Below are 24,996 nucleotides of genomic sequence, written 5' to 3'. Positions count from 1 at the left end.
GTAGTCCCATGTTCGCCAAGACCCTTACCGCCCTCGCAGCCCTGACCGCTGGCGCCGCAGTACTCGGCTCCCCGGCTCGCGCCGAAGACAAATCAGCGACCTCGATCGTGCAGTTGCCCGCCGCGGGCGGCACCGTCACGCAGGAGGAAGGCAACTTCTCGCTGAACAACAATACAGGATCGGCGAACTTCACCCTGCCACTGCCGACCCTGCCGACTCGTGGCCAGTTCGGGCCGCAGATGAGCCTCACCTACAGCCAGTTCGCGGGCGATGCCGGCAACGGGCTCGGCATCGGCTGGCGGTTCAATACCCAGGAGATCGCCGTCAACGACGATCTCGGCACGGCCGTGCCCGGCACCAAGCCGGGCGGCGATTTCTTCTCCCGCCTGTCCTACATGGGCACGCGGCTCGTGTTTCTCGGAAACGAGAACGGCGTCTGGGAATACAAGCCCGAATACGCCGAGGACTTCGTCAAGATTCTCTATCACACCGGGGCGTTCGACGTCGTTTCGCTCGACCTGTCAGGCGGCCTGCACACCGACACCATCCCCTCCGGCTTCGATGTGACCAACGCCGACGGAACGCGGCTGATCTTCAGCGGCGACCCCTCCGTAGCGGAGGGCAATTTCGACATAGCCAAGCCCTACGTGACGAAATGGCCGCTGGTGCTGCAGCTCAGCGCCAACCGCGAAGCCGTCCGCTACGACTACCAGCGTTTCGGCGGACGCAGCTACCTGACAAAGGCCAGCTTCGCCGGCGGTCAGAGCAGCTATCAGTTCGACTTGATCGAGACACAATCGACCCTCGTCAGCCACACCAATGGCAGCAAACAGGAGAACGCCCGGCTTTACGGCAAGGTGACGGCGAAATTCAAGGACACCGTCTACGCCCAATGGTGCATGGGATATGTCGGCCGTGACACCAATGACACCTCGAAGTTCGTCGTCAGGGCGCATCCGGACTGCCTGGCGAAGGCTCAGGCCGACCTGACGCCGCTCATCGACACGCAGTCGGTCAATGTGCTCGACCAGTTGCGGGTGCTCTACCGGTATGGCGACACCGGCGGCGGGGCGCTGGCGCAATCGACGCTGAAGTTCCCGGACATCAATTTCGGCTATTCGTCGTGGACAAGCGCCGAACTGGCGTCACGCCCCGTCGTGTTCGAAGCGCCGAAGATGGCGTTCGCCGGCGACATCCCCCCTCAGAATTTCGAATTGGCCGACCTCAACATGGATGCACTGGTCGATATCGTGCAGACCAAGGATGACGGCGCGACCGTGCATCTCGGCAGCGGCGACCTGAACAGCGCCTTCGGCGACACCACCCAACTCGTGCTGTCGCGTCCGACCGAGGCTGGACTGATGCGCCAGATCGCGCCCCGGCTCACCGACAATCGCTTCGCTTTTGCCGACATCCTCGGCGACAGCTTCGTCGATATCGTCGAAATCGAAGATGGGCTGATGCACGTCTATGACGGCAAGGCCGATGGGACCTTCCCTTATCTCGGCCGCTCGATCCCGCTGCCCGGCGTCTCGCCGACGACATTCGCGGGCGGCAACGGCCGCTTCGCCGACGTCAATATGGACAGCATGTCCGACATCGTCACGACGCGCCTCAACGCTGATGGCCGCACCGAATGGCGGATATTTCTCAATCTCACCCGGCGCCAGGCCGATGGCGGTTACAGCGTCAATTTCGGCGCGCTGACCAAGGCGTTCCCATTCAACAGCCAGGACGGCCAGATACTCGGCCGCAACAATGTGCGGATGGTCGACATCAATGGCGACCGGCTGCCCGATCTTGTCGTCATCCGTCCAGCCGACCAGGGCTTTTGCCTCTACGAGAACCAGGGCAACATCTTCTCGACGGACCCGAATGCCCTGCTGTTTGGCGACGCCACGATCAACGACCCCGTCTGCGGTCACGGCACCTTCTCGAAGATTGGCGGCATGCAGCCCGGCGAGAACCTCGCCACGATGTGGTACATCGACGCCAATGGCGACGGCATCATCGATTTCGCGTCGATGGGCGAGCGCACCGACCAGATGCGCATCTGGCTCGGCTTCGGCGACGGGACCTACCTGAAGGATCCGCTCAGCATCGCGCTCAATCTGCGGGTTCAACTCGGCACGTCGACACAGACCTTCGCCTCGCGCGTCGCCGACATCGACGGCGACGGCCAGACCGAAATCATCGTGTTCCAGAAACCGTCCGGTGACGAGGTGAAGCCCGTCGTCATCATCGACTTCAACCGAACCGCAACCATGCAACTCGTCAAGGCGAACCTGTTGACGGTCGTCGACTTCGATTCCGGACGTCGGCACGACATTCGCTATGCGACCTCGATCGACGAGATGCTGCGCGACCGCGCCAACGGCCAGCCGACGCGCAACCTGCATTTCCCCGTTGTCGTCGCCAAGCAGCTCGTCACGTCGCAGGGCATACCCGGCCAGGTTCGCGCCCAGGTGCAGACGGACGAATATTTCTACCACAATCCCTTCTATGACGTGATCAATCGCCGCTTCATCGGCTTCTCGGAGGTCGAGAAGGTCGCTTACGGCGATGAGAACGCGGCCGGCCAGCGCGTCACGCAGCGTTCCCGCCTCGATCGCGAACAGTATTACACCTTCGCGGAGAGGGCGGCCGACCTGAACCTTGCCGGCAAGCTGAAGATCCGCAAGACATACGAAGTAAAGCCCGAGGCGACGCTCGTCGCGAGCGCTGAGGCAACCGAGACGCTCGATCCGTCAGCGGCGGCGCTGCACTCTCTGTCGACCGCTACGCGCAGCCAGAAGCTGCCGACGACCGGCATGATGCTGAAATGCGAATCGTCGGTATGGGAGGCATTTTCGCGTGGCGACGGTTCGTCCTATCTCAGGAAGGTCAAGGACACGCTGACCGAATCCGCAGGTCAGGCCGAGCAGCAGGATCCGGCCGATCCCGAATGCAAGGATCCGGTCAAGACCCAGTCCTATGCCGACTTCGACGCGTTCAACATGGCAGCTTCGGAGACGGTCCGGGTGCGAGACGTCCCTGGCCCGGAGAACCTTACGGTTCCCGGTTTCAGCCGCACGACCCAGACAGACTACGCTCAGTCGCGCACCGATCTCGCGGCGCTCGGCATCGTCAATGCCGCGTCCGAACGGCGTATCCTCGCCGGGACGCGGCTGCTCAGCCGCGAGAGCTTCACCTACCTGCCGAATTCCGGCGGCAGGATGGGATCGCGCTCGCTTGAGGTCCTTTCAGGCCTGGGCGCGCTGCCGCCCGCACTGGAGCAGTTCCGCAGCGCCAGCCGCAAGCTGGCGAAGACGATGGGCTATGATGTTTTCGGCAACAGCATTTCGGTTGCCGACGAAATCGGAACGACCGAGCTTGCGGTCTACGACGCCACCGGCACGCTGCTGCTCAGCCACACCAAGCCGTCCGGTGTTGCAGCAGAACTCGACCAGACGACGAAGATGACCTACGACGGCCCGCGGCAGGGTGCGGTCGCGACAACTACCAGCCCGCTGGGAATGGTCGTCACGACCAGCTACGACGCGCTCGGACGCAAGACCCGGGAAGCGGCCGCAGACGGCGCCGAGAAGTTCTATACCTACAAGATCGGCGAGAATGGACGACCGTCGCTGATCCTGACTGCCCGCCGGCGCTACGCGAGCGCTGCCGAGACACCGGAGGGTGAGAGCGAGTTCATAGCCGATCTCGCCGCCTATGATGCGCGCAGCCAGAAGATCGCCGACCTCGAGAACGTTGCGGAAGGCGGTGTGCGGGTGTTCCATTTCTCACTCTACAACCGCAACGCGAAGCAGGTCTTCCGCTGGACGCCCTTCGTGGTAAAGAGCTTCGGCGGGGTCGACGACTTGAACCTGCAGAAAGTTTTCGATCTTGGCGAAATTCCGCGCCCGGATCACGAAGTCGGCAACGCATACACCTACGACGCAGCCGATCGGATGGTCCGTGAAACCCACCCTTCGGGAAAGACATCCGACATGGATTTCGGTCCGTGGGGCACGCACACCGTCACAACCTACAATGATCAGTTCGACGGCACCGTTCACAGCGGTGAGTACTCCTTGCGCAACGAGAATGGTGTGACTGCCTTCGTCGCCACCGACGGCAATGGTACGACACATATCTCCCGTTTTGTGCGCGATACATTTGGCTATTTGAGCGAGATCTGGCTACCAGGCGAAGCAACGCCTCGGAAGCTTATCTACAACTCGGTCGGCGATCTCGAATTCCAGGCGATCCCCGGGATGGGCGACCGATACGCCTTCTACGACGGGCGCGGCAGGCAGTCGGTGATCGCTCGCGTGGGAACCAATGGCGAAAGCTCGATCCAGACTTACACCTACGACTTCCTCAACCGAAAACTCACCGAAGTGAACGACGGCGTCCTTCACCTCGAATATCAGTACGACAGAGGTGTCCAGGTCGCATCCGCGGCCGGTTTCGACACGCCGATCGATCTTCCGCTCGGAGACACGACGCAGATTACCATTCACGATCCCAACGGCGCGTTCGATGCGATCCAGCGTTACGCGTATGACCGGAACGGCAGGATGGTGACGCACGAAGTGGAGATTAACGGCGCGAAATACGCCGACCATTTCCACCATACGCTCGACGGACGCATCGATTCGTCCGAGGGGCCGCGCGGCCTGGCGTCGAAATTCGCACTGGGGCCCGACAAGAACCTGCGGTCGGTGACGGTCACGCATCCCGATTTTTCGGAGTCCCAAAAAATCATCGAGAATATCACCTACAATGCCGAGTCGCGCATCGAGCGGGTCGATTACCGCCTCGGCGCATTCACGCAGATGTCGTACGACCCGGCGACCCTGTTCCTCACCCACATCGTAACGCAGGCCGGAGACAAGCCGTTGCAGGATCTGACCATGACCTTCAACGGCAATGGATCGATCACCCAGATCGTCGATGGACTGCCGCAAGGCGCGGGCGATCAGGGGCATGTCGACCGGTCTGGAACGTTCCACTACAATTTCAAGAACGAGCTCGTCCGCATCGATCGCTACGGCCAGCCGGCCGAATTCGCCTATTCACCCGCCGGAACGTTCGCGCGCAATGACGAGTTGGAACCTGGCGCGCCAATCGCGCCAGCGACCGGTTCGGCAACAGGGCTCATACCGACTGGAACCGCGGCAAAGCCCTATGCTTTCGACGGTTTCGCGCAGTTGGCAAAATCGCCGACATTGACCGGGACGGTGTTCGACATCAACGGACGGCTGATCCGCGCGCAGACGGCAACGAACGAAGTGCTCTACGGCTACGACCAGACCGGTCGTCGCCTCTACAAGAAGGTGACGCCGACGAATGGGCCGGAACAGCTCTATCTCTACCCGGTCGAGACGTTCGAAATCGGCCCCAAGGGCGAGGAGAGCTACGTCAACATCGCCGACTCCAAGCTTGTGCGGCTGGAACATGGCACAGGCAAGTGGTTCTACTACCTGAAGGATCACATTGAGAGCAGCGACTACGTCATTGCTTCAGACGGCGTCCCGGTCGAGCAGATGCTCTACAAAGCCTACGGCACGGAACATAAGCCCGAGATGCTGTCTCCCGCCTGGGCGACGCATCTGACGGATGTCGCGGCCGACCTGCCGCGTGAAAAGACCCATCATCGTTTCACCGGCAAGTATCTCGATGACGACACAGGCCTCTACTACTATGGTGCCCGATACTACGATCCGGCGCTCGGACGCTTCATCTCGCCCGATCCGCTGTATGTCGGTGATCCAGAGCGATGCACGAGCAACCCAACGTCGTGCAATCTATTCGCCTACGCCAACAACAACCCGATGGCCTTCGTCGACCCAACAGGTCTCAAGGAGATCGTGGCCGACGATGCCGCCTACAAACGCCAGGTGGAGCAAGATCTACAGCGAACCGACCCAACTGCTCGTGTCGACAGCAAGACCGGCGAAGTGTCGCAAAGCTTCCTGCATGGCGTTTGGCTGGACGTGAAGGGCTTCGTTACCGGGTCGAATTCGTTCGACGCGGGCCGCGAGCTCACGCGCCGGGTGATCGACGACCCGCAGACGACCACGATTACGAATGTCGCTGGCCACACTGAAGCCGACGTGAAGGATCCGAAAACCAACCCGGAGACGACCGCCGGGGACGTCGTCATCAGGTATGACCCGGCGACAGCGAGAACTCGAACCTCGGATGAATTCGACAAGTCGACGGGCAAAGTTGTGCTCGATGCGCCGGCAGATCCGGGTATCGTGCTGGCGCACGAACAGATTCACGCCACGCACATGATGGCCGGTAAGGACACCGGCATGGCAGAAGTCCGCTATACCGGTGTCGACGGCAAGCCATACAAAGCCCCTGACGCCGAAGCTCGCACCGTCGGAGTCGGCGGTACGATGCGGACGGACGACATAACAGAGAACCAGTTGCGGGACATGCTCGGTATCAAGCCGCGCAACAACTACTAGTAGTGGCTGGTCGCCATAGAGGAATGGAGGCATGACATGCTCAAGAACCGATGGCTTCCGGCCATTCTCGCCGGGGTCACACTCATGACCGCAGCGACATTTTCGACGCAATCCATGGGCGAGGAAGTTCGACCGCCGGCTGCTGTGCCATTGGACTTCCTGGCCTGGATCGATCGCGATCGGGCCTGGCTGGAGCAGCAGATTCTCGCGATCAGCGGCTCCAGCAGTATCAAGATCGGCGCTACCGCGCTTGAGACCACGGACCTTGACGCGCTGAAGGCGGCCAACCGCATACGGACCTTCGCCTACCTCGCGGCCAAGGGGCTGCGGCCCCCCTATTTCGATCTGCCGGTGGCGGCCGCGGATAGAACGGTCCGGTGCATTACAAAGTATCCGACTAGCATTGCCCCCGACATCGGGCCGATGGACTTCGCGAGGGCGTCGTTTCCGGCGGAGGCCGCCGACCAAACCGAACTGAAATCCTGCACGGTGGCAGGCAAGGGCGGAGACTATGCCGAGCTTAACCGGGCGGCCTTTCGCGATCGCTACTTCAACGCGTCAGGCACATTGAAATCGGAATTCCGGGACTTGCGCGACGATTCTGCTTTCAAGGCCAAGGCGATCGACGAGGGCTTCTTCCTGACGACGGAGGACTATAGCGGCCTGCTGCAGCTGGATCTGCGGTAGGCGGCTTGGACGTAGCAGGCACAATGGCCGCGCCGGCGAAGGCAAGCCGGACGGCCGCTCTGTCCCGCGGCCTGGCTGCTGAGCAGCCAGGCATCGCATCGCGAAAGCTGGGGCCCCGTCATGACTTGACGAGGTGTCGAGCGCCAGTTGCCCGTTCCGTGCGCCGCAGCGGCGATTGTCTGATGCCTGAAGAGACTTGGTTGCCCGAGGGAGACTTGGCGTAAGAGCGTCTACTCCACGCCTGTGGCCGGCACCCCGAAGACGCACCATACCCCGGCCTTCTTGGTCGCTTCAAGCGGATGCACCACAGTCGTGCGTGCGCTGAACGTGACGACCGCGAAGGAGCCTGCCGCCCCCGGCCATTCAGTGCGGGTCCAATAATCAGTTTCGCTGCGCGCGAGCGGCGGCAGCTTGTATTCCGCGAACGCGTCGTGCTGCCTTGGCCAGTCCGCCGAATCGAGACTCGTCAGTTCCGCCATCGTCGGAAGCTGCCAGCCCATGTCACCGTTCGGACCGCCTTGTCCGAGGGTAGCACAGTGCCCCATCGCATCGCTCAGCGTGAGCGGCTGATCAACCCTGTCCAGCCTGGCGACAAGGCATGTGCGCTGGTCGACGAAGGCCTTGCCCTCATGTTCAGCGAGCAGCCAGAAAGTCTGGTCATTCAACGGCTGGCGGGTCAGTTTGTGGACGGTGCCACATGGTTCGGCCTGGGATGGCGGCACTGACACCATGGCGAAAAGGGCAAGCGTGGCGTTGAAAGTCGCAAGAGACGCGATCCGAAACATGCCTTCCTCCTCGCTGGTTTGGCATCATGACGGGCGTTCGATATGGCAACCGGATAAGTATACTTGAAGCGACGAACAATGGAAAGTCCTATCACTTCCCAATGCGCCAACTTTTCAGGTAGATTTCCGCCCGCGGGCTACTAATTTAAATTAAATCACAACGAACAACGGCGCAGCCACTACCCCAAACCATTTACGAAAAATCAAGAATCTGACCGGCTCGACTTCTCTGCCGATAATCCATCCGCCCTTCAACGTGAAGCGCCAGGGCAGAGTGACGAAGATCTCGTCGGCGTCATGGTCACGATGACAAGACAAACTTACTCTAAGTTTGGCTCTGGTTGATCAAAGAATGGTCGTCGACGGTCACGGCGTTCGTCCTTAGGGTGCGACCGAACAATCCCACAATCATCCTTCTGGCTGGAACCTCGGCCAGATGCAGTGCGGTTGATGCGGCGAGAACCGTAATCAGAAAGACCCCAATCGCCGTCCGCTGCGACACCCCTTCCAAGATCTGTGGGTGCATGACAAAAAACCTGATGACGAGTTGGTGTGTCAGGTAAATGGCGAACGAAATCTCGCCAAGGAACCTCACGGGGCGGCAGGCGAGCACCTTCGCCAACGGCCCGGTGCTCGATGCGAGAATAATGAGCAGCAAGGCCGCCGGAACGACAGGGGAAAGTGTCTGGGCCGTCCAATACTGCATAGCACCAGAGCGCATGAAGGGCTGCAGGATCGCGTTGATCCAGCCAGATCCCCAAATTAGCAGCAGGACGCCGATCAACTCGACCGCCGCCCATGTGCCAAAGCGAAGATGGGCAAGACGGTCGCGGAAGCGCGTCCACAGCAACGCCGCCGTCATGCCGAGGCAGAATTCGAAGACCCTTGCGACCGGGTTGACCATCACGATGCCCTGGATGACAGCATCTTTTCCGTCACTGTAAAAGGGCAGTCCGAGTTGCCAGGCAAGGAGACCCATCGCCGAAGAGGCGACAAAGCATGCGGCGAGTTTCCAAGGCCATGTCGATTCGAAATTGCGGATCAGAAACGGGAAGGCGAGATAAAAAGACATCTCGGTAGAGATGCTCCAGCTGACCGCATTGTAGCTGAAAAAATAGTCGCCGGTTGGAAACCAGCTTTGCAGCAACAAGGCATTTGCGAGGAAATACGGAGCCGCAAATGGCACGCCCAACGCGACTGCCGCCAGCAACGTCACCAGATGAGCCGGAAAAATCCTGGCAATTCTGCCGATATAGAACTGACGTGTTTCGCCCGGCTTATCGAGAGCAGGATAGGAATAGGTCAGTACGAACCCTGACAAAACAAAAAAAACGGTGACGCCATTGGCGAGGTTCCAGCCTTGAAACGCAGTGTGCGGTACACCGAAACTCCCCTGGATGTGATGGAGTACAATGGCAAAAGCGGCGAAGAACCGCAGTCCAGTGAGCGGAAAGATCAACGCCTTCGGATGTATTCGTCCGCCCATACTCGCTCGCATCAACTTGCCTGGCTGGTTCGAACGGACAGCGGCGCGGTCACCGGTCGATTTTGCAGTGCGAGAATATCATGATGGTTATCCCACGCTCGTTCACTCATCAGGACCAGGCGAGTGCCCTCTAGCCGTTCCGCCAGCGAAGTGGCCCAACTTGGCTTCGAGAGCGAGATTCCATATCTGTCCTGACTAGGATAGTCGGCATAGCCATAGCCTTCTGCAAAATACTGCCTCTCGATTTCCTCCCACCCAGAGGCGACGCCATAGTAGTTGAACTGGGGGCCTCGGAAATGAACGAAACGTCCATGCAGGCTGACGATAAGGACGCCGTCTGATCGCAGCCATGAAAGCAGCTTCCTGACCAGACGCTCGGATATGTTCGCGGGCAGGTGCGTCAAAACCGAACCGACCCAGATCAGGTCGTACCGCGAGGGAGCGTCGAGGCCGTCCACATCGGTGCCAGACAGCCACGTCCGCGCACCAAACTCGCGTGCACAGAATTCGAGATCCTCAGCGCGCGTGTCTGTCGCCGAAATCTCGGCGCTGGCGTACGCAGCCCGCAGCCAACGGGTGACGCGTCCAGCACCAGCCCCGAAATCGAGGATTTTTTTTGGCTCTATTCCAGCCAGGCCGACCGCCGCGGCGATAACGTTTAGCGCTGATCCCCCGCAGGTTAGGTAGTGCCGGCCGTTCCCATGAAACATCCCATCGTTCTCATGGAGGTTCAGCGACACCATTTCATGCAGTGTCGCAGCGAAGCCGCTGAAAGCAGCATGGTCCTGTCGGTCCAGGTTTTTCATTTTGGCGCGAAATCGCCGCTCTCCATAACCGCTGACGGCATAGCACGCGAAACATCGAGCATCTACATTTGTTAATTATGAACAAGTAAACTATCAACAACTTTCCCGCGAGGGCGGTACAGGCGATGCACTTAATCCGGCGCTTCCGCCCCGGCGCATGCTCTGGCTGGTAGGCGGCAAAAGTTGTCATCTACGACCCAGCCGAACAAATGCTGAGTGCAATAGCAACACATCCTTCCGTCGACCCGATAAGCTTTGACGCACTCGCGAAGTCAGAGTACGGACCTACTTGGGAATTGCGGTTCGCCATTCTGATTCCCACAACCGCAGTTAACCATATTCGGGAGCGGCTGAGCACATCCGGATGTCATCTAAGGCAGAAAAATCCGAGATCGCCGAACGACATCTGATCCTTGGTGGAAGCGGTTTCATTGGCCGACATGTTGCTGCAATCCTGGTGCAATGCGGGTGTGAGGTCGTTCTAGCCGGGCGCTCGCTTTCGAAGCCGACATTTGCTCCTGCACTTGACGAGCGAGTCGCATGGCGCAGTTTCGACCTTGCCAACGCGCAATGGGATAGCTTGATCGACGGGTTCACCGTCATTCACCATTATGCATGGTCATCCGTCCCTGCCAGCGCCAACAACGATCCCACCCTTGATCTGTCGACCAATGTCGCGCCGACGCTGGGTTTGCTGGATGCGCTTCGCAAAAAAGGGGCGCAGGCGCCAAGGCTGATCTTCGCTTCGTCCGGCGGTACGGTTTATGGCAAATTGCTGCGCGTTCCGGTGCATGAAGATCACCGTTTGAACCCGATTACCGCCTACGGCGCTGGTAAAGCCGCAGTTGAACTGTATCTGGGAACCTATCGTGCTCTCTACGGGCTCGATTGTCGTGTGGCGCGTCTAGCCAATCCTTTTGGAGCAGGGCAGAATTTGGCAAAAGGCCAGGGTGTGGTAACGACGTTCCTGCACCGCGCGTTGTCGCAACGGCCAATAATCGTCTGGGGCGATGGCGAAGTCGTGCGTGATTTCATTCACATCTCCGATGCCGCAGCAGGCCTGGTTACACTGGCACGCGCAGCACCGCTCGACGGCCATCAGGTTTTCAATATCGGCAGCGGCGAGGGAATCAGCCTTAACGGTGTCATTGCCGAACTTGAATCAAAACTCTCCCAAAGACTGGACGTTCGCTATGAGCGCGGTCGGAAATTCGATGTTCCAGTGAGCGTGCTCGATATTTCGCTCATTCGGGAGGCGCTGGGGTGGCGACCTACTCTCTCTTTTTCTGAAGGCTTGAGCCAAACACTCGCTGATCTAGGTGGTAGCGTAATTCATCGTGACAGGTCAGCGGTAGGGCGCGGCAGATTGGACCAGTGAGAGGAATTGGCGACAATCAAATGGGAGAGATATTCGAACGGGTCCTGCCGCGGCAAGCACTTGAGTGGACCGGTGAACGGCTGACAACCGCTACGGCGGGTCAGGTGGAGATCGAGCATCTTCATCGCTATTTTCTTGCCCGGGCTCTTTGCCGCGACCTTGATGTTGTCGATGTCGCCTCAGGCGAGGGCTACGGCTCCGCTCTTCTGGCCCAGGTCGCGCGATCGGTTGTTGGCATCGAGTTGTCCGAGGAGGCGGTAGCGCACGCCCAGGGGAGCTATGTCGCTCCCAACCTTCGCTATCAGCAAGGAGACGCTCGCAAGTTGCCGTTGGGAGATGCGAGTGTCGACGTGGTCGTATCGTTCGAAACGCTCGAGCATTTTTTTGAACATGATCTGTTTATCGCAGAGGTTCAGCGCGTTTTGCGGCCAACCGGTTTTCTCGTCCTTTCGTCTCCTGAACGAGACGTCTATTCCCCACTCGGAAGCCCTGCCAATCCCTATCATGTGCACGAGCTCTCGCGTGTGGAGTTCGGAGCCCTGCTGAAGAGGGCATTCCGCAATGTCTTGATACTCCTTCAAAGACCGCTGCTCGGATCAACGCTTATTGCGGACGACGAGGCCGGAATATCGAGAACGCTAACGTTCGAGCGACGAGGAGAGACGCACTACGAGGTCAGTCATGGCTTGCCTCGACCGCCTTACAATATTGCGATTGCGTCCCAATCAGAACTTCCAGCTATTCCCAATTCGTTGTTCATCGAAACAAGCGAGATCGGTGAAATCCTGGCGCGAGCAGAAAGTGCCGCTGCCGCTCACGCGGCGCTTCGCAATCACGTGGAGCAGACGGAATTGCTGGCTTCCGGTCTCCGCGGGGAAATTGAAACGGCTGGTGAAACCATCAAAGCTCAAATCGAACGGGCCGAAAAAGCGGAAGCCGCTTTGGCATTGGCCCAGTCTGGAAGCCATGCCGCCCAGGCTGAGCTTCGCAGTCACATGGAGCAGACGGAATTGCTGGCTTCCGGTTTCCGCCGCGAAATTGAAACGGCTAGTGAAACCATCAAAGCTCAACTCGAACGGGCCCAAAATGCGGAAGCCGCTTTGGCCTTGGTTCAGTCGGGAAACCGTACTGTCATTGACGAACTGCGATCCGAGTTGACGCAAGTAAGCTCCGAGTTGGCCGTTGCAGGCGTGCAGCGGGACGTGCTGAGAACGTCGTTCCGGGGCCACGCCAACCTCCTCACTGAATCGCGTCTTAGACAAGATGCCGAGGCCAAAGAACTGCGACAGCGAAATGCCGAATGCGAAGGCCGGATTGCAGAGTTGGAGCGCAAGGCTGCCGAATGGGAGCAACGCTACTTGGGCCTGCGCAACCGCCTCGAGGCCATTCTGAGACGCTTTGGGATACTTGGCGCGTCGCGGCTCTTTCCTCGCCCCCTCCGCGCCTTTGTCCGTAATCGTGTCCTTGGACCGGGACGCACACCATGAATAGTCGCGAGAGCGTAATGGCTGATGAAATTCGCCGTGAATTCGTCGCTATGCTGGAAATGACGGGGTTCGTAGATGCCGACTATTACCGTTCCTCCCTTAACCGGCCGGAACTGCGGGATCCGGTGGGGCACTATGCCGAAATCGGCTGGCGGATTGGATTGGAGCCAAATGCGCGATTCAACGGCGATTTCTTGCGTCCCTTCTACGAGACGGCAGGGATGTTCAAGCCGCCTGCTTATGTCTGGCTGGAACTTTCGGCTCTGGGGGAACCGCTGCCCGCGAACAAATATGAAGCCGAAGAACTTGCCGCAGCCTTCCGACGGTCGCCGTGTTTCGATGCTGAATTTTACGCCGAGCGTTTGCCCGCCGGTATGGACCCAGCATTACACTATGCAGTGGTCGGCGAGCCAATGGGCTGGCGCGCATCGCCTCTTTTTGATTCGGCTTATTATCGGGAGCGTTATCCAGACGTCACGAGCGTCGGGGTTTCGCCTTTACTGCATTACCAGCACGATGGCAGGCGCGAAGGTCGGCGAGGAGTTTCCGTCGTCGACAGGCTAGAGTTTTCGCCCTTGCCGCAGTCCGAAAAGCCGGTTGTGCTTCTGATTTCGCATGAGGTTTCGAGAACCGGCGCGCCGATGTTGGGCTGGAACCTTGCCCGGGAACTCGCGAAACGGGCAACGGTGGTTTCCCTGATGATGCGCGGTGGAGAACTGGAAAGCGACTTCATCGCCGTTGCCGCCTCGTCGGTCGGTCCGTTGACATGGGAGGACTGGAACCCTGTGGATGCGGCCCGGCTGGCCAAGCGGATCACAGAGGAATTCAGGCCACTTTATGCCATCGCCAACAGCATAGAAACGCAGATCATGGTGCCTGCCTTGGCGTCTTGTGGAGTGCCGAGCGTTGCTTTGGTGCATGAGTTTGCTGCCTACACGCGCCCTGTAGCCAAGATGCGTAACGTTTATGACTGGGCGCAGCATGTCGTATTTCCAGCCGAGATCGTTGCGCAGTCTTCGTACGATGCCTTTCCTGGCCTCGAAAGGCGCCCCGGAATTCATATCATGGCTCAGGGGCGCAGCGATCCGCCGCCAGTGTCCTCCGCCGATGAGCCGGCTGAAAAAAAAGAAGACGAGTTCCTCCTCCGTTTGCGGCCCGAGGGTGAGGAGGCCTCCTTTCTCGTACTCGGCGCCGGCATGGTGCACATTCGCAAAGGCGTTGATCTTTTCATAAGCGCAGCTGCCACAGCGAAACGGCTGCGACCGGATGTTCGCTTTCGATTTGTCTGGATCGGTGATGGTTACGATCCGGAGAATGACAGTGGCTACTCCGCGTATCTCGCCTACCAGATAGCCCAGTCGGATCTGGAAGATAGCCTGGTGATGCTTGATCCGGTATCGGATTTGGAGCCCGCATATGCCGTTGCAGACGCCTTCTTTCTCAGTTCCCGCCTTGATCCGCAGCCAAACGTGGCCATCGATACGGTTGTGCGTGGGATACCGACCGTGTGCTTCCAGGGAGCCTGTGGAACGGCGGAAATCTTAGGGGCTGACGCTGCAACACGTCCTCTCATTGCACCTCACCTCGATACCCATGCCGCAGCCGCCATCTTGTGCGGACTGGCAGACGACCGCGACAAGGCAAAGGCCTTGGGAGCGGAAGTGGCGCGAGTAGGACGTGCGGCCTACAACATGAGTGCCTATGTTCAACAAATCGATGAGTGGGGCAAAACATCTGCGGCAGCACTTCATGACGAGGACCTTGCCACCCTGATGGCGGCCGCTGCTGTCGATCTCGAAATGGTTCTTCCTCCAGGTACCGCGCCAATTGCCGAGTTGGAAGCCGGGCGGCGCACGCTCCAGCAATGGAGCATCATGGGCCTCTCGGGCGATTCGACAGCCAATCCACAGTTCCGCCGTCCTTGTGCAGGCTTCAATCCGCAAAGCTATGCACAAGCCAATCCAGACGAGTGCGGACCGGGAAAAACCCATCCCCTAGCCCACTGGCTCCGCGCCGGGCGCCCCCCCGGCCCCTGGTCGCGGGACGTTTTCAATCCCGTCAACAGCACTTACCGGCCGTCGGAGCAGCGTGTGGCCCTTCATGCCCATTTTTACTATGAAGATCTGGCTGATGATCTGGCCTTCCGGCTCAAGCGTAACCGCACGCGCTGCGATCTGTTCCTGTCCACGGACACCGACGCCAAAGCCAGACATCTTCGAGCCGTGTTTGACGACCACCACGGGTCCGTTGAAATGGCAATCGTTCCCAACAGGGGGCGCGATGTCGGACCGCTTCTTACTGAATTCCTGCCACGGCTGCTTGATGGCCGCTACGACCTGATCGGCCATGTGCACGCCAAGAGGAGCGTGGGCACGGACGCGGCTATGGGTGAGGCATGGCGCCACTTCCTTTGGGAGAACTTGGTTGGTGGCGAACACGCGATGCTCGATCTGGCTGCAGAGGTCTTCGCATCGAAACCGGCGATAGGTCTTTTCATGGCGGAGGATCCACACCTCGTCGGCTGGAACGACAACAGGGAGATCGCTGAAGATTTGGCCAGACGGATGGGCATCGCCATGCCGCTGGCGGACTTTTTCGATTTTCCGCTGGGAACCATGTTCTGGTGCCGTCCAAGCGTGTTGCTTCCGCTACGCGAACTGGGTCTCGATTGGAACGACTACCCATCGGAGCCCGTTCCTTATGACGGCACCGTCCTCCACGCGATCGAGCGCTTGATGCCGTTTGTTGCGCGCAAGGCCGGATTCGATACCGCTGGTTTGCGCGCGCCAGGCACGAGTTGGTAACAGGCGAGGCGTGCTCACATGTTCGATACAGGCGAGAATGAGGGGAGTGCCCCGGTTTGTATTCTGAGGTGGGATAGCGTTCCGGTGGAGTAGATCGGATCAACCCTCAACGTCATGCCGGCAAAATCCTCCGGCAACACAAGCCAGAAGTCGCGCGCTCCCGGCGCGTCAGTGAGCATCAACGAGAACCCTTCGAAGTATGGCCCGTTCTGATTGACCTGGTCTTTGATCGGTAAATAGACATAGGTGTTCTGTCTTACAGCGGTTTCGAACGAGATCCGCACGCAAGGCCTGCCATGCTCTGCCAATCGCACGAGGATCTGGGGATCGACTCCCGCGGTGAAATCGCCCGACGGCTGTTTGCTCAGGTTCTCGAATTTCAGCCCATCTTTCGCAGCGTCCGACATTTTGCACCCGCCAGCGGTCTTTGCGTTGGCGTCCAGGAACGCCTTGCCGAGCACCCCTGTCCAGGACATCTCACCGTGGAGAATTTTGGACAGCATGTTCCGCTCGACGGTGTTCACCAGGACATGCTTGGGCGATTTCGCCAATGCATTGCTGACTTCCAGTTCGATATTCTCGTTCCCGTAGGATACAAAAAGGGGATTCAGGAAGACATGCTTCAACAAATCATAGCTTACGCCATAAAATGAGTCGTGAAGGATAAACGTATCTGCGATCCTTTGATTGCTATCATCAGGAAATGTTCGAGATACGTAGTCGTCATAAGTTTCTTCGGCTTCCTCGTGGTCGATTCTCAGCAGCCTGTTTGGCATGTCGGTGGCGTGCATGACTTGACCGCTTGCGAGGATCGGGCCGTCCACTTTTCTGCCGGTCAACTCGAAGACGAGTTGCCTGACGGCTTTGAGTTTCCCCAGCTCGTTCCAATGGGTATCCGTTCTGAAGTAGAGCAGGTCATCGGTTACGTCATGACCCATCACATCGAAATGGTCTATTATGCTCGATTTGCTGGTCTTTGCGATGCGGCGCCACAAACGCGATGAAAGTATCTTACACCCGGTGGCGGCCGCAGCGGCAGGCCCAAGTTTCTCGGGATACACAACCTCCTTGTCGGGCGAGACCGACATACGAAAGTCTATGCCGATCCCCTTCGCTATCATTCGCAACGCTTCAACATGCCCCAGCATGACGCCAATATCGTGCTCTGACATACATGCGCCGTTCTGGAACCCAGGCTTGTAAAACAGCCATCCATCCGCGCCGGAGATGACTTGGGATGTATTGACGAAGCCGAACACTTTGACATCCAGGGCATTCTTCGCGCGGATGGCGTCCATTCCGACTGGAGAATTGCTGACAAGCCTCCTGGCTACGTCGTTCCGGTACTTCTCGTCATTTGGCGTCAGCAGTTTTGCCGACGTGAGTTCGGTCAAGGTGATCGCTCTTTCGGCGGCCGGGTCGAGTCCCATCGTTACGAGGCTGCCGACGGGCGCTGCGAGAAAGACTGCGAAGGCTCCGATGGTTGCGAGATTCGCCAATTTCATACTCAGAACCTGAAATAGAGGAACGGTGAGAAGGCCTGAGGTACGATGTATATCGCGCAGATGACTGCTGCGACGCTGACGAAGACAAGCCGGGCGAAGCACGCGGCACTGCCCGTCGCTCCGGCTACGACCACACCCAAGGGCCTTACCTGCCCCTGGATGACTATGAGGAGGCAGGCCAACAGCATAGCAACTTTGCCCTGAGGCGAAAGCGCGAGGTCCATCGATCCGGGCAGGCCGAACGCCCCGTCTGCCAGCGGCAACAGCATGGCGCGTGCATGGCTGGCGAAGACCGACAGGTCGTTTGCGCGGAACAGGACCCATCCGAAAATCACGACGGGAAAGAAGTAGATCATCCGAACGACCTGTGATGAAAACGCCCTTCCTCCAAGGATCAGGCGTTCCGCAATAAGAAAAATTCCATGGTATGCGCCCCACAGGACGAACGTCCATGCCGCCCCATGCCATATTCCGGTCGCAAGGAACACGATCATCAGGTTTGCGTAAGTTCGCACCAGGCCCGCCCTGTTTCCGCCCAGAGGGATATAGAGGTAGTCGCGGAACCAGCTCGACAGCGAGATGTGCCAGCGACGCCAAAACTCGGTGATCGTAGACGCGGCGTAGGGATGGTTGAAGTTCTCCTTGAACCGGATTCCGAACATCATGGCGAGGCCGATCGCCATGTCCGAATAGCCCGAAAAGTCGAAATAGATCTGGATCGAATAGGCGATTGCCCCGAGCCAGGCAGCGGCAAAGGTTTGCTCCGCGCCGGCAAGGGCAAAGGATGCGTCCGCGACGCCCGCGACACTGTCCGCGATAATGACCTTTTTGCAAAGGCCGACCATGAACCGACCGGCCCCGGCGGCAAAGATATCCGCGTTAAGATCAGGATGGTGGAAGTCCTTCTCGACGTCCCGATACCGTACGATCGGGCCGGCAATCAGCTGCGGGAAGAAGGCCTTGTAGGCGCCAAACAACACCACGTTGCGCTCAGCCTTTACCTCGCCACGCCACACGTCGATCACATAGGAGATGCCCTGGAACGTGAAAAACGAGATCCCTATCGGGAGAATGATGGTTTGCGCGAAGTGTTGCAGACTCTCGGACCCGAAAAATCCGACAGAGCCAAGAAGGAAGGCCGTATACTTGTAATAACAGAGGACCAACACGTTCAGTGTGACGACGGCGGTGACCACTAGTTTATGATGGTAGCGCTCCACCGCGATCGCGCCCGCGAAATTCAGCACAATGCTGAAGAGCAGCAGCAGAACGTAAAGGCCAGAAGACCAGTAGAAGAAGATCAGGCTTGATAGAAAGATAAACGGCGAGAATAATCTCGTTCGATTAAGGATCGAACCTAGCAAGAGCGTGATCGGCAGGTAAAGGAAGAGAAATGCCTGGTCGGAAAATACCATTGCGCGCCGATCGGTTTCGCCCATTTGTCCTTCCGGATCGCAAATGGATGGATTGAAGTCAATACGCAGGACTTGGCCTGAATTCCTTCCCGAACCAGCGCCGCGCTCCCCTGTGACGACGGGCTATCTGCGAATTGAGTTCGGCAAGTTGGCCGGCGCCGCTTGGGAGTTGCCTCGCGATAACCCGAGCTGGGCGGAATCAGGTCCACCGCAGCAAGAAAATAATTGATCTGCTGGCGCAGTGCATGGCGATTTCGTACCGAAGCACCATTGGATTCGACAGATCGGATGCCGTTACCACCTACACCTATCCCCGCGGCATGAACCACACCTCAGACAATTGGAGAGTTTCGAAACCACGCTGTGCATGATGGCGATAGCCTGGTCCAGCGGCGAACTGCTACTATTATTCGTCTGGCCCTCTGCGCGAATGCCCTGAGTTTGTGCCTTATGGAGGATCCCTTTGTTGGCGTGCACAGTTTGCGGGAATGATGAGTTTCGGGACAGCAAAGTTCTTTGGCCTCGGCTGATCGCCGAGTGGAATTTATCGTCCGCCGAGGTTTCCTATATCGACCGGCAGCAAGGCACGCAATGCACGCATTGCGGCTCAAATCTAAGGGGGATTGCTTTAGCCAACGCAATTCGCGAAGCCGTCTCCACCCCCAACACTTTGGCCGATTTTGTCAATACTAGTGAAGCGCGCCGTCTCCGCATTCTCGATATCAACGGCTCGTCATTGTCTCAGACGCTTTCGGTTCTCCCACTGTATCTCCGTGCCGACTATCCCTCGGTCGACATGCAGTCCATGCCCTATGAGGACGATCAGTTTGATCTCGTCGTTCATTCCGATACGCTGGAACACGTGCCATTTCCGATTGAAGCTCTGAGGGAATGCGGGCGCGTTCTCTCAGATGATGGATGCTTATGTTATACTGTCCCAACGATTGTCGGTCGTTTGACCCGCGACAGAGAGGGGCTCCCGCCAAGTTACCATGGGGATTCGAACCAAGGCGGGTATGACTTCATGGTGCACACCGAGTTTGGGGCCGACGCTTGGACATTTCCAATTCGAGCCGGCTTCGCGTCGGTCAACATAAATACGGTTTCATACCCAGACGCCACGGCAATAACTGCTCGCAAAAAACTATTTACTGCGTAGTATTACTTCTAAGTTCGTATAGTCGCTTTCTTCATGCGACATATCGTTCGTACAGCAAGCTTATTGATCGAGCTTGCGGACCACATAAAGGTCTTGGTGCCCCCACCAAAACGCCTGCTGGAAGCGGATCAACTCGACCCCTTCGACGTCGGACACTGCTTTTTGAACATAACCAAGGGAAACGGCGCTTGTTCCATAGTCGCGAGCGTCCAGATCGCGCTGATCGCTTTTCGAGTTCCAATAGAATCCGGTGCCATCAAATTGCGCTGGCAAACCCCCGGCTCTCATATTTCGGAGAGTGACGGCTCCGTGCGTTGTGAAAATCAAGATACCCCCCGGCTTCACCGCCGTGAGAACGCGAGAAAGCCACGGCGCGAAGGTGGCATCTGGCATGTGCGAAAAAAACGATAGGGCGAAGACAACATCAAACTCGTCGTCGATGCTCCAGTCCTCCGGTTTTGTCGACGAGAGGTGTGCCCTGACGCCGATCTTGTTTGATAGGAATTCGACGGCATTTGGGTGAACGTCGCTGGAAACCCATGCTGCGTCCGGCAGAACGTGCATCGCATAACGTGCGACGCGGCCATAACCCGACGCGAACTCAAGGACGCTGGCTGGGCCAGATGAAAGGTGCTCGCGGCACAGGTTGGCGAAGCGTTTGGCGCAATCTTCTCCCCCTGTGAAATAGGCTTCGATCGCTTTTCGGTGATCTGTCGGAAACACGGCCCGGACGAAGAAATCGAGCAGCATGTCATCCTTGCTGATCTCATAGGCGACCTTTTTCGCTTCGGCGATCGACCGGGCGAGTGGTTCATGCTCTGCCAGTATGCCGGCAATATCGATATCTGACATCGATTCTCTCTGAGTCGTCCGCCGCCAACTCACAAGCCGCCTGCCACCAACTTACAATCTGGAGACAATTAAACAATCTGCAGCCTGCCCTTTAGGTCGCGTTTGTGCCGCATGCCTGGCGTGGAGGAGCTCCGACACGAATTTGCGTGGCGGCGAGTTCGGGGCATCCGAGCGCTGCGGAAATCGCTTGTCAGTCAAAACGGAGCGCGAGAACGGACAGGCAGCATCGACCGTTGCTCAAACGGGCCGACTAGGCGTAGGAAGAGTGAACAAGTCCTCCATAGAGCTGGCACTCATGCCCAGGGCAATCCTTCATATCGGCCTCGCCAAGACTGGAACCACGTTCCTGCAGAACTGGCTCCGATACAACAGTGTTGTCCTGCAACCGGCCGGCTTCTACGTCGCTCCTGACATGGCCTCGCATCAAGTCGCCGCAAGCTTGGTCCAGGACGTGTCGCGGCGCGCCTTGGACGACATCAGGGGTCTCGCCAACCTTCCTGACGAGAAGGAGACGCTGTTCTCGTCCGACCCCGATCTGGTGTCGATCATATCGTCAGAATACTTTCATATCTGCGAGCCGCTGCATGTGGCGGAATATTTCAGGCAGGAGAATGTGGACGTCGTCATGATCGTCTGTGTCCTGAGGCGGCAGGACATCCTGTCAGCTAGCGGCTACGCGCAGGACATCAAGTCGCTCGGGCGCAGCGATATTGTAGACGGCGCCGAATATCATCCCCATCTCGACTGGAATTGCCTCTACGAGAGCTGGACCGGCGCATTTCCCGATGCCGCCATGCGGATGATCAACTATAGCCCGCGTTCGCTGCTGAGCGCGTTCAAGGCGCGGCTGGGTATTGGCATCGAAACGATCGATCAGGTGCAGGAAATTCATGCCAACCGGAGCCTTAACGCCGAAATGACCGAGGTTGCGCGAATGCTCAACGAGCGGGGTCTGCCACCGATGTCAGAAGCGCTTTTGGCTCTTCAACGACACCTGCCAGGGCCGCCGTTCGGGTTGCCGGCGTATGTCGTAAAGCAGTTTGAAGACGCCTATCTCGTTTGCAATCGCAGGCTGGCCGACCGGCTGCGGGATCCTGAATTTGAGGAAATGTCACGGCCCGGATGGCATACGGACGGCGTGTGCATGGCCGGCCAGATCGACGACGCCAGATTCGCCGAAATCATCAAACTGGCAGAACGGGAAGGCGCCGGCTTTGGGCATCTCGAGACATCGACCTGAAATTCGGTCGAGCTTCTTTGCCTTCCATTGATACTCGGATTTCTCACAGACACTTGCTGTCAGGCGCTCGAATGCGCATATCGGCGTTCCGCGAGAGCCGGGGGCGACAATTGTGCCAGGTTTGAGTCGGCCTCGGACGTCGTCACGCAGGGTGCAAATCACTTATGCGGCGACAGCGACAACAGCGTCGACAAAAGCCTGCGGTGCTTCCTGGGGCAGGTTGTGGCCGATGCCTCCCTTGATTAATCGGTGCTCGTATTTGCCCGAAAACATCTTGGCGTACGCGCTTGGGTCCGCATGAGGCGCCCCATTGGCGTCACCCTCGAGCGTAATCGTGGGGACACCGATCACGGGAGCCGCGGCGAGCCGCTTCTCCAGGTCGTCGTACTGTGCTTCGCCCTCTGCCAGCCCAAGCCGCCAACGGTAATTGTGGATCGTGATCGCGACATGATCGGGATTGTCGAAAGCAGTTGCCGACCGTGCGAAAGTGGCGTCGTCGAACTTCCATTGCGGCGAGGCGAGTTCCCAGATCAGGCGCACGAAGTCGCGCGTGTATTTGGCGTAGCCGGCCGCGCCTCGCTCGGTCGCGAAATAGTACTGATACCACCACTGCAACTCGGCCTTCGGGGGCAGTGGCACCTTGCCGGCTTGCTGGTTGCCGATCAGATAGCCGCTCACAGACACCTGCGCCTTGCAGCGCTCCGGCCAGAGTGCGGCGATAATGTTGGCGGTCCGCGCGCCCCAGTCAAAAGCGCCGAAGACGGCGCTATCGATTTTCAGCGCGTCCATCAGCGCGATGATGTCGATGGCGAACGCCGCCGGCTGGCCTTTGCGCGGCGTTTCGGCGGACAGAAAGCGGGTGGGACCGTAGCCGCGCAGATAGGGAACGATCACCCGATAGCCGGCCTTGGCCAGGATCGGAGCCACGTCGACATAGCTGTGAATGTCGTAGGGCCAGCCATGCAGCAAGATGACAACAGGGCCATTTTCAGGGCCATCTTGCGCGTATCCAACATTCAGCACGCCGGCGTCGATCTGCTTTAGCGCTGCGAAGGAAGTATGTGCTCCAGGCTTAACTGTGGAACCCGACTCCGTCTGCTGTGCCGCTGCCGCCGATCCGAGCGTGCCGAGTTGAGCGGCAACGAAGCCCGTCGTGGCGACTGCAAAGAAATCACGGCGGCTTGGTGTGACCTGATCCAAGATCTTGACGCTCTTCATCTGGTGGTTCCTTCTCTTCGATGGTTCCGGATCGGACTGCGGGGGCCCCCATCGGCACTCGGGAATTGTAGGCCCCCAGGGTGCGGATGTCTTCCTCGATGACCTTCGCGACTGCCTTCGCCAACGCTGTCAACCATCGGTCGAGATGCTAACGGACTTCCATGCTTCGACCTCATGCTTAAGACGCTCGACCCTCTCCGACACAAATCCAAGGGCATCGCAGCCGAGCTGTGGTGGAGGGTTGTCGGACTCGACCAAGCCCTATCGAGCGTGAATACGACCTCATAGAGGCATGGATGTGCCTCACCGATTCCCCTGTTTCGGTCCAAAAAGCCAGCCTCCCTCAAGCGATCAGTCACCCTCTGGACGGCTTGCGCGCTTGCGCTTTGCGCATAGTTGACGACTCGCGTTCCATCGAGACTTTTGTGGATGCTTGCCGAAACCCATCCCGATGTTTCTCGTGCGAATCTGGCTGACTCGCTAAGTAGCTCGATGAGCGGCTGGGTCACGTGTGGATTTCGCGTTTGGCATGCTTGGCCAGTAGCTCGTGAACCATATCCAGTCGGCGGCAGTGTACTGTCCTTCGCTGGGTGCCTGGACCGATGCCTATCCAACCCCGCCTGGTGCCTGGGTTGAAACGTTGACTGCCGCCACGGCCCGGTTCACGCTCAGAATCAACCCTTGGCCGTAGGGCAGACAATTGCCAGCGCACCCTGATCGAGGACTACGCAAAAATGAGGCGGGAGATATTGTGAGGCAGCCCGCAAAAAGCGGCGAACGGCATTCTATTGCGGCGGAACTGATTGCAGTGCTGGTCGCGGTGACGATTGGCCAGCCGCGCGTCATGACCATCGAGCGAGGTCAATCCCTGCCTTCCGGCCCGTTCGAACTTGGACATCGTTCGCTACAGTCCGGTCTAAGGGATTGGGTCGAACACCAGACACGCCACCCTTTGGGCTATATCGAGCAGCTCTACACTTTCGCCGATCGCGACAGGACAGCAAACGGGAGCGCGCAACGCGTGGTTTCCATCAGCTACCTGGCCTTGACCCGGGAGGAGCAGGCGGCACCCGCCGACAAAGCCGCCTGGCGCAACTGGTACGACTATTTCCCCTGGGAAGATCACCGTGCAGGTGTTCCCTCTGCATTGCCGGACGTGATCGTTCCGCACCTGAAGGCCTGGGCGGATGGCGCCGACGATCGCCCTACGCACGATGACCGCTGGCAGCGAGCAGCGATCGCCTTCGGTCTTGATGGTAATGGCTGGAATGAGGAACTGGTGCTGCAACGCTACGAGTTGCTCTACGAAGCGGCCCTTGTCGGGGAAGCGCATCGCCGCCAAGGCGAAAACGGCACTCTATCGGCCTTCGGCCTTGCAATGGCGGCCGATCACCGCCGTATCCTGGCAACCGGCATCGCCAGGTTGCGCGCCAAGATCAAATATCGTCCCGTCGTCTTCGAACTCATGCCGTCGGTCTTCACGCTCCTGCAACTCCAGCGCAGCGTCGAGGCGCTCGCCGGTCGGCTCGTCCACAAGCAGAATTTCAGGCGGCTGGTAGAGCAGCAGGAACTTGTCGAAGAGACCGGATCATCAACAACCGACACAGGCGGCCGACCGGCCAAGCTGTTTCGCTTCCGGCACGGCGTTCTGGCCGAGCGGGCGGTCGTAGGGACGAAATTGCCACTTTCGCGTGCTTGACAATCCTTATG

Annotated in this window: 15 protein-coding genes and 1 pseudogene; 8 read left to right on the top strand and 8 right to left on the bottom strand. The window is 58.7% G+C overall.

The genetic code is table 11. The features are described from left to right. Positions 1-8: 8 nt before the first annotated feature. Both AC1DYW_RS07340 and AC1DYW_RS07335 read left to right on the top strand, forming a co-directional pair. The gene (locus tag AC1DYW_RS07340) at positions 9-6,464 is read left to right on the top strand and encodes an RHS repeat-associated core domain-containing protein (RefSeq protein ID WP_477225643.1); all 6,456 of its coding nucleotides are present in this window, start codon (positions 9-11) and stop codon (positions 6,462-6,464) included. Between the two features lie 36 nt (positions 6,465-6,500). Then, a complete protein-coding gene (locus AC1DYW_RS07335) occupies positions 6,501-7,151 on the top strand; it encodes a hypothetical protein (RefSeq protein WP_457155228.1) in 651 nt (216 codons plus the stop codon). Between the two features lie 230 nt (positions 7,152-7,381). On the opposite strand, the gene AC1DYW_RS07330 is transcribed toward AC1DYW_RS07335, so the two are convergent. From AC1DYW_RS07330 to AC1DYW_RS07320, 3 genes are all read right to left on the bottom strand, one after another. Then, a complete protein-coding gene (locus AC1DYW_RS07330) occupies positions 7,382-7,936 on the bottom strand; it encodes an Lcl domain-containing protein (RefSeq protein ID WP_457155227.1) in 555 nt (184 codons plus the stop codon). A gap of 325 nt (positions 7,937-8,261) precedes the next feature. Beyond that, positions 8,262-9,422 (bottom strand): acyltransferase family protein, encoded by a 1,161-nt coding sequence (locus tag AC1DYW_RS07325; protein ID WP_477225642.1) that lies wholly within the window; start codon positions 9,420-9,422, stop codon positions 8,262-8,264. 11 nt (positions 9,423-9,433) lie between these two features. Next, complete coding sequence (locus AC1DYW_RS07320; protein ID WP_477225641.1) at positions 9,434-10,228, bottom strand: class I SAM-dependent methyltransferase; 795 nt, start codon at positions 10,226-10,228, stop codon at positions 9,434-9,436. 364 nt (positions 10,229-10,592) lie between these two features. Between AC1DYW_RS07320 and AC1DYW_RS07315 the strand changes: the two genes are divergently transcribed. From AC1DYW_RS07315 to AC1DYW_RS07305, 3 genes are read left to right on the top strand one after another with little or no spacing between them, the layout of a single operon-like run. Continuing rightward, positions 10,593-11,606 (top strand): NAD-dependent epimerase/dehydratase family protein, encoded by a 1,014-nt coding sequence (locus tag AC1DYW_RS07315; protein ID WP_477225640.1) that lies wholly within the window; start codon positions 10,593-10,595, stop codon positions 11,604-11,606. A gap of 20 nt (positions 11,607-11,626) precedes the next feature. Further along, positions 11,627-13,093 (top strand): class I SAM-dependent methyltransferase, encoded by a 1,467-nt coding sequence (locus AC1DYW_RS07310; protein WP_477225639.1) that lies wholly within the window; start codon positions 11,627-11,629, stop codon positions 13,091-13,093. 17 nt (positions 13,094-13,110) lie between these two features. After that, a complete protein-coding gene (locus AC1DYW_RS07305) occupies positions 13,111-15,897 on the top strand; it encodes a rhamnan synthesis F family protein (RefSeq protein WP_477225638.1) in 2,787 nt (928 codons plus the stop codon). A 14-nt stretch (positions 15,898-15,911) separates the two neighbouring features. Here the strand turns inward: AC1DYW_RS07305 and AC1DYW_RS07300 are convergent, their stop codons facing one another. Continuing rightward, positions 15,912-17,402: an alginate O-acetyltransferase AlgX-related protein gene (locus AC1DYW_RS07300; RefSeq protein ID WP_477225637.1), complete on the bottom strand. Its 1,491-nt coding sequence runs from the start codon at positions 17,400-17,402 to the stop codon at positions 15,912-15,914. A gap of 2 nt (positions 17,403-17,404) precedes the next feature. After that, positions 17,405-18,841, bottom strand: coding sequence for an MBOAT family O-acyltransferase (locus tag AC1DYW_RS07295; protein ID WP_477225636.1), 1,437 nt, complete (start codon positions 18,839-18,841; stop codon positions 17,405-17,407). Positions 18,842-19,283: 442 nt separating this feature from the next. On the opposite strand from AC1DYW_RS07295, the gene AC1DYW_RS07290 reads away from it, so the two are divergent. Further along, complete coding sequence (locus AC1DYW_RS07290) at positions 19,284-19,976, top strand: class I SAM-dependent methyltransferase (protein ID WP_477225635.1); 693 nt, start codon at positions 19,284-19,286, stop codon at positions 19,974-19,976. Between the two features lie 60 nt (positions 19,977-20,036). On the opposite strand, the gene AC1DYW_RS07285 is transcribed toward AC1DYW_RS07290, so the two are convergent. Next, complete coding sequence (locus AC1DYW_RS07285; RefSeq protein ID WP_477225634.1) at positions 20,037-20,828, bottom strand: class I SAM-dependent methyltransferase; 792 nt, start codon at positions 20,826-20,828, stop codon at positions 20,037-20,039. 187 nt (positions 20,829-21,015) lie between these two features. Here AC1DYW_RS07285 and AC1DYW_RS07280 point away from each other — a divergent pair, with 187 nt between their 5' ends. After that, on the top strand, positions 21,016-22,068 hold the full coding sequence (locus AC1DYW_RS07280) for a hypothetical protein (protein ID WP_477225633.1): 1,053 nt from the start codon (positions 21,016-21,018) through the stop codon (positions 22,066-22,068). 162 nt (positions 22,069-22,230) lie between these two features. Here AC1DYW_RS07280 and AC1DYW_RS07275 read toward each other — a convergent pair whose 3' ends face one another. Both AC1DYW_RS07275 and AC1DYW_RS07270 read right to left on the bottom strand, forming a co-directional pair. After that, the gene (locus tag AC1DYW_RS07275; RefSeq protein ID WP_477225632.1) at positions 22,231-23,286 is read right to left on the bottom strand and encodes an alpha/beta hydrolase; all 1,056 of its coding nucleotides are present in this window, start codon (positions 23,284-23,286) and stop codon (positions 22,231-22,233) included. A 129-nt stretch (positions 23,287-23,415) separates the two neighbouring features. Next, a pseudogene (locus tag AC1DYW_RS07270) lies at positions 23,416-23,544 on the bottom strand (short-chain dehydrogenase/reductase); the annotation flags it as partial. 490 nt (positions 23,545-24,034) lie between these two features. Between AC1DYW_RS07270 and AC1DYW_RS07265 the strand changes: the two are divergent. Beyond that, positions 24,035-24,985, top strand: a complete 951-nt coding sequence (locus AC1DYW_RS07265) for an NUDIX hydrolase (protein ID WP_477226403.1) — start codon at positions 24,035-24,037, stop codon at positions 24,983-24,985. Positions 24,986-24,996 lie beyond the last annotated feature (11 nt).

It is taken from the genome of Mesorhizobium sp. P2_D5 (assembly GCF_056404355.1).
Note: the sequence above shows the minus strand (reverse complement) of the source record. Positions and strands in the feature narration are given on the sequence as shown.

Coding starts and splice junctions, on each gene's coding strand:
- AC1DYW_RS07340 (WP_477225643.1), top strand. CDS start 9: ATGTTCGCCAAGACCCTTACCGCCCTCGCAGCCCTGACCGCTGGCGCC.
- AC1DYW_RS07335 (WP_457155228.1), top strand. CDS start 6,501: ATGCTCAAGAACCGATGGCTTCCGGCCATTCTCGCCGGGGTCACACTC.
- AC1DYW_RS07330 (WP_457155227.1), bottom strand. CDS start 7,936: ATGTTTCGGATCGCGTCTCTTGCGACTTTCAACGCCACGCTTGCCCTT.
- AC1DYW_RS07325 (WP_477225642.1), bottom strand. CDS start 9,422: ATGGGCGGACGAATACATCCGAAGGCGTTGATCTTTCCGCTCACTGGA.
- AC1DYW_RS07320 (WP_477225641.1), bottom strand. CDS start 10,228: ATGAAAAACCTGGACCGACAGGACCATGCTGCTTTCAGCGGCTTCGCT.
- AC1DYW_RS07315 (WP_477225640.1), top strand. CDS start 10,593: ATGTCATCTAAGGCAGAAAAATCCGAGATCGCCGAACGACATCTGATC.
- AC1DYW_RS07310 (WP_477225639.1), top strand. CDS start 11,627: ATGGGAGAGATATTCGAACGGGTCCTGCCGCGGCAAGCACTTGAGTGG.
- AC1DYW_RS07305 (WP_477225638.1), top strand. CDS start 13,111: ATGGCTGATGAAATTCGCCGTGAATTCGTCGCTATGCTGGAAATGACG.
- AC1DYW_RS07300 (WP_477225637.1), bottom strand. CDS start 17,402: ATGAAATTGGCGAATCTCGCAACCATCGGAGCCTTCGCAGTCTTTCTC.
- AC1DYW_RS07295 (WP_477225636.1), bottom strand. CDS start 18,841: ATGGGCGAAACCGATCGGCGCGCAATGGTATTTTCCGACCAGGCATTT.
- AC1DYW_RS07285 (WP_477225634.1), bottom strand. CDS start 20,828: ATGTCAGATATCGATATTGCCGGCATACTGGCAGAGCATGAACCACTC.
- AC1DYW_RS07275 (WP_477225632.1), bottom strand. CDS start 23,286: ATGAAGAGCGTCAAGATCTTGGATCAGGTCACACCAAGCCGCCGTGAT.